The organism is Plasticicumulans sp., assembly GCF_035331805.1.
In the GTDB taxonomy this organism is placed as follows: domain Bacteria; phylum Pseudomonadota; class Gammaproteobacteria; order Competibacterales; family Competibacteraceae; genus Plasticicumulans.
Genome location: NZ_DAOLKE010000340.1, coordinates 1 through 3,688, shown reverse-complemented (window position 1 = coordinate 3,688; position 3,688 = coordinate 1). Strand labels below are relative to the sequence as shown.

The 3,688-nt window shown below is 74.1% G+C and carries 2 protein-coding genes; both read left to right on the top strand.

Annotated elements, in window-relative coordinates; genetic code table 11:
- Window positions 1-2,310 (top strand): hydantoinase B/oxoprolinase family protein (locus PKE44_RS16435; protein WP_324553354.1); only part of this gene is annotated, 2,310 nt, incomplete at its 5' end.
- Between the two features lie 34 nt (window positions 2,311-2,344).
- On the top strand, window positions 2,345-3,688 hold a 1,344-nt coding region (locus tag PKE44_RS16430), incomplete at its 3' end, for an HD domain-containing protein (RefSeq protein WP_324553351.1).

The window sequence follows — 3,688 nt, the reverse complement described above, 5'->3', positions numbered from 1 at the left end:
CTCGCCGCCTACGCGCTCGCCTGCTTCGGCGGGGCCGGCGGCCAGCACGCCTGCCGGGTCGCCGAGGCGCTCGGCATGCGCACGGTGTTCATCCATCCGCTCGCCGGCGTGCTGTCGGCCTACGGCATGGGACTCGCCGACTGCCGCGTGCTGCGCCAGCGCGCGATCGAGGCCGAGCTCGATGCGGCACTGGCCGATGCGCTGTTCCGCTGCGCCGGCGAACTGGCCGTGCAGGCGCGCACGGCGCTCGCCGAGCAGGGCATTCCGGCCGCGGCGATCCGGATCGAGCAGCGCGTGCGCCTGCGCTACCGCGGCACCGACACGGCGCTGAGCGTCGCGCTCGCCGAGCCGGCAGCGATGGCTGCGGCCTTCGCCGAGGCGCACCGCCGGCAGTTCGGCTTCACGCTCGCCGGGCGGCCGCTGACGGTCGAGGCCGTCGATGTCGAGGCGCTCGGGCGCGCGCACATGCCGGTCGAACCCGAGCGCCCGCGCCCGGCTGATGCCGCGGGGGCACCGGTGCCGCTCGCGCACGTGCGCGCCTGGTTCGGCGACTGGCGGCGGGTGCCGGTGTTCGGGCTGGCGGCGCTGCACGCCGGCGATGCCGTCGCCGGGCCGGCGATCCTGCTCGATCCGCACGCGACCACGGTCGTCGAGCCGGGCTGGCAGGGGCGGGTGACGGCGCGCGGGCATCTGCTGCTCGAACACGTCGGCATCGCCGGGCGCGCAGCGGCCGGGACCGCGCTCGATCCGGTGCGCCTCGAAATCTTCAACCGCCGCTTCATGGCCATCGCCGAGCAGGCCGGCGCCGTGCTCGCGCAGACGGCGGTGTCGGTCAACATCAAGGAGCGGCTGGATTTCTCGTGCGCGCTGTTCGACGCCGGCGGCGGGCTGGTCGCCAACGCCCCGCACATGCCGGTGCATCTGGGCTCGATGGCCGCGAGCGTGCAGAGCGTGATCCGCCGCCACGCCGCCAGCGTGCGTCCGGGCATGGCCTACGCGCTCAACGACCCCTACCGCGGCGGCACGCACCTGCCGGACCTGACCGTCATCGCGCCGGTATTCGTCGAGGACGACGAGGATGACGACGGCGGGCCGGTGTGCTGGGTTGCCAACCGCGGCCATCACGCCGACATCGGCGGACGCACGCCCGGCTCGATGCCGCCGGACTCGGTGACGCTCGCCGAGGAGGGCGTGCTGTTCTCGGGCGAGTGCATCGTCGCCGACGGCGAGCTGCTGGAGGCCGACATCCGCGAGCGCCTCGCCGCCGGACCGTGGCCGGCGCGCAATCCCGAGCAGAACCTCGCCGACCTGCGCGCGCAGCTTGCCGCCAACGAAACCGCCGCCGCGGCCGTGCGCGCGCTGATCGCGCAGACCGGCCTGCCGGCCGTGCGCGCCTACATGGGCCACGTGCAGGCCAACGCCGAGGCCGCGGTGCGCCGCGTGCTGGCGACGCTCGAAGGCGGCAGCTGCCGCGTCGAGACCGACGACGGCTCGGTGATCTGCGTGCGCATCGACGTGGATCGCGCGGCGCGCACGGCGCGCATCGACTTCCGCGGCACCAGCGTCCAGGGCGCGCACAACCGCAACGCCCCGCAGGCGATCACGCTCGCCGCGGTGCTGTACGTGTTCCGCACGCTGGTCGATGACGACATCCCGCTGAATCAGGGCTGTCTCGCGCCGCTCGACATCCTGATTCCCGAAGGCTCGCTGCTGCAGCCGCGCCCGCCGGCGGCGGTGGTCGCCGGCAACGTCGAGACCTCGCAGGCAATCGTCGATGCGCTGTTCGGCGCCCTCGGCACGCAGGCCGCGGCGCAGGGCACGATGAACAACCTGACCTTCGGCGACGAGCAGCTGCAGTACTACGAGACGATCTGCGGCGGCAGCGGCGCCGGCCCCGGCTTCGACGGCACCGACGCCGTGCACACGCACATGACCAACTCGCGCCTGACCGATCCGGAGCTGCTCGAATGGCGCTATCCGGTGCTGGTCGAGGACTTCTGCATCCGCCGCGGCTCGGGCGGCGCCGGGCGCTGGCGCGGCGGCGACGGCGTCGTGCGCCGGCTGCGCTTCCGGGCGCCGATGACGGCGGCGATCCTGTCGGATCATCGGCGCGTGCCGCCGCAAGGCATGGCCGGCGGTGGTCCCGGCGCCTGCGGCATCAACCGCATCGAGCGCGCCGACGGCCGTATCGAGCGGCTCGGCGGCATCGCCACGGTGTCGATGCAGCCCGGCGATGCCTTCGTGATCGAGACACCGGGCGGCGGCGGCTACGGCGCGCCGGACCCGTCCGGGCCCACGTCCTGCGGATGAGCAGGGTTCGTCCGTTTCCGGAGCCGCCAGCGCCATGTCCGACGAACTGATCGCCCGCGCCCGCCGCTACGCCACCGAGGCGCACGCGCGCATCGACCAGCGGCGCAAGTACACCGGCCAGCCCTACGAGGTGCACCTGAAGGCGGTCGCGGCGCTGATCCTGCGCCACGGCGGCGATGCGGCGATGGTCGCCGCCGCCTGGCTGCACGATACGGTCGAGGACACGCCGGCGACGCTCGGTGACCTCGAACGCGAGTTCGGCGCCGATGTCGCCGCGCTGGTCGCGCAGCTGACCGACGTGAGCCGCCCGGCCGATGGCAACCGCGCCGTGCGCCGCGCCATCGACCGGGCGCACAGCGCGCAGGCTTCGGCGCGCGCGCAGACCATCAAGCTCGCCGACCTGATCGACAACTGCCGCGATCTGGTGCGCCACGACCCGGCCTTCGCCCGCACCTTCACGGCCGAGATGGCGCTGCTGCTCGACGTGCTGGTCGAGGCCGACCCGAAGCTGCGCCAGCAGGCCCGGCGCACGCTGGAGCGGGCGCAGGCCGAGCTCGAACGGCTTGAGCACGCACCGCCGCCGGCTCCAAGCCCGCCGCCCGCACCGGCCGAGACCGAACGCCTGCGCCGGCAGAGCCGCATCTACGCGCATGCGTTCTCGGCGCAGGACATCGCCGAGGCGCTGCCGTCCTTCGACGGCGAACGCCCGGCCGCCGCGGTCGCTGCCAGCCTCGATGCCGGCGGCCACGGTGTGGCCGGGGTGCGTCAGGAGGGCCGCATCGTCGCCAGCGTGAAGCGCGCCGCGCTCGATGCGCTCGGCGAGGCCGCCTGTGCGCAGGCCGCGCGGACGCTGACGCGCGCCGAATGCGTGGCCAGCGAGGCCGGACTCGCCGAGGTCGTGCACGTGCTGACCCGCCACGACCACGCCTTCGTGACGCTGCTCGGCGAGCCGGTCGCGGTCATCGGGCGCAACGACATGCAGAAGCCGGTCGTGCGCATGTGGCTGTTCGGCATCCTGACGCTCGCCGAACTCGACTTCACCGGCCGCATCCGCGCCCGCTGGCCGGGCGGCGAGTGGACGGCGAAGCTGTCCGCCGCGCGCCTCGACAAGGCGAGGCAGCTGCAGCTCGAACGCCAGCGCCGCGGCCACGCCTGCACGCTGCTCGACTGCCTGCAGTTCGGCGACAAGCTGCGCCTGCTGATCGAGGACCCGGCCGAACTCGCCCGCCTCGACATGCCCGGACGCAGCGCCGCGAAGCGTGTGATCGCCGACCTCGAATCGCTGCGCAACCACCTCGCACATGCGCAGGACATCGTCAGTCACGACTGGGCGCAGATCGCGCGGCTGGCGCGGCGGATCGAGGAGATGAGCAGCGGG